This is a genomic window from Streptomyces smaragdinus, assembly GCF_009604385.1.
GTDB classification, from domain to species: domain Bacteria; phylum Actinomycetota; class Actinomycetes; order Streptomycetales; family Streptomycetaceae; genus Streptomyces; species Streptomyces smaragdinus.
Genome location: NZ_WEGJ01000096.1, coordinates 1 through 1818, shown reverse-complemented (window position 1 = coordinate 1818; position 1818 = coordinate 1). Strand labels below are relative to the sequence as shown.

The 1818-nt window shown below is 70.4% G+C and carries 3 protein-coding genes; all 3 read left to right on the top strand.

Features of this window, described 5'->3' with window-relative positions; all coding sequences use genetic code 11:
• Positions 1–755: vitamin B12 dependent-methionine synthase activation domain-containing protein (locus SRB5_RS35715; RefSeq protein ID WP_323379058.1), on the top strand; the 755-nt coding region annotated here is incomplete at its 5' end.
• Positions 752–1693 (top strand): methylenetetrahydrofolate reductase [NAD(P)H], encoded by a 942-nt coding sequence (gene metF / locus SRB5_RS35710; RefSeq protein WP_153458024.1) that lies wholly within the window; start codon positions 752–754, stop codon positions 1691–1693. The genes SRB5_RS35715 and metF, both read left to right, overlap by 4 nt.
• Positions 1671–1818, top strand: a 148-nt coding sequence (locus SRB5_RS35705; RefSeq protein WP_194293129.1) for an adenosylhomocysteinase, incomplete at its 3' end; no start/stop codon positions are given. The genes metF and SRB5_RS35705, both read left to right, overlap by 23 nt.

The following is a 1818-nucleotide window of genomic DNA, read 5'->3' as shown; positions in this document are numbered from 1 at the left end:
AGGACTACGCCTCCTGGCTGGACGAGGGCGCGCTGTTCAAGGGCCAGTGGGGGCTGAAGCAGGCCCGCACCGGCACCGGCCCCTCCTACGAGGAACTCGCCGAGACCGAGGGCCGCCCCCGCCTGCGCGGCCTCCTCGACAAGCTCCAGACCGACGGACTGCTGGAGGCGGCCGTGGTCTACGGCTACTTCCCCTGCGTGTCCAAGGGCGACGACCTCATCCTGCTGCACGACGACGGGAGTGAACGCACCCGCTTCACCTTCCCCCGCCAGCGCCGCGGCCGGCGCCTGTGCCTGGCCGACTTCTTCCGCCCCCAGGAATCCGGCGAGACCGACGTCGTCGGACTCCAGGTCGTCACCGTCGGCTCCAGGATCGGCGAGGCGACAGCGGAGCTGTTCGCCTCCGACTCCTACCGCGACTACCTCGAGCTGCACGGCCTGTCCGTCCAGCTCGCCGAAGCCCTCGCCGAGTACTGGCACGCCCGCGTCCGTGCCGAACTCGGCTACGCCGGCGAAGACCCCACCGCCATGTCGGACATGTTCGCCCTCAAGTACCGGGGCGCGCGTTTCTCGCTGGGTTACGGGGCCTGCCCCGACCTCGAGGACCGCGCCAAGATCGCCGACCTCCTCGAGCCCGAGCGGATCGGCGTGAAGCTGTCCGAGGAGTTCCAGCTCCACCCGGAACAGTCCACCGACGCCATCGTCCTCCACCACCCCGAAGCAAAGTACTTCAACACAGGAGGCGGCCGCACATGACCACACTGCCCGACCTCCTCGCGGCCGGCCGGCCCTCGTTCTCCTTCGAGTTCTTCCCGCCGAAGACGGCGAAGGGGGAACAGGTCCTCTGGGACGCCATCCGCCGCATCGAACGGCTCTCCCCGACGTTCGTCTCCATCACCTACGGAGCGGGCGGATCATCACGCGACCGCACCATCTCCGTCACCCGGAAGATCGCGGCCGAGACCACCCTCCGTCCGGTGGCCCACCTCTGCGCGGTGGGCCACTCGGTGGCCGAACTGCGCCACATCATGGGCCAGTACGCCGACGCGGGCATCCGCGACGTCTTGGTCCTGCGCGGCGACCCGCCCGGCGACCCACAAGGTCCGTGGGTACCGCATCCGCAGGGCCTGCACCACGCGGCCGACCTGGTCTCCCTGGTCCGTACGGCGGGCCGCTTCAGCGTGGGCGTGGCGGCCTTCCCCGAACGTCATCCGCGCTCGGCGGACTGGGACACCGACATCCGCCACTTCGTGGCCAAGTGCCGGGCGGGCGCCGACTACGCCGTCACCCAGATGTTCTTCGACGTGGAGCACTACCTGCGGTTCCGTGACCGGGTACGGGCCGCGGGCTGCGAGACCCCCGTCATCCCGGAGATCATGCCGGCCACGGACTACCGGCAGATCGCCAGATTCGCGGAGCTCAGCAACGCGACCTTCCCGGACGCACTGGCCTCCGGCCTGTACGAGGCGCGGGACGACGCGCGGACCTCGCACCGGATCGGCGTGGAGCACGCCGTCGCCATGGCCGAGCGGCTGCTGGCCGAAGGCGCCCCCGGACTGCACTACATCACCCTGAACCGGTCGCCGGCGGCGATGGAGATCCACCGCCACGTACTGCGCGGCCAGACCCCAGGCGGCCCGCCCGGGCCGCCCGACGATCTACGGAGGACCGATGCCCTCTCTGCTCGCCACTGACTACAAGGTGGCTGACCTCTCCCTGGCGGCTTTCGGCCGTAAGGAGATCGAGCTGGCCGAGCACGAGATGCCCGGTCTGATGGCGATCCGCGCCGAGTACGCGCAGGCGCAGCCTCTCGCCGGGG

Excerpts from the sequence above, each read along its gene's own strand:
- metF (WP_153458024.1), top strand. The coding sequence starts at position 752 with ATGACCACACTGCCCGACCTCCTCGCGGCCGGCCGGCCCTCGTTCTCC.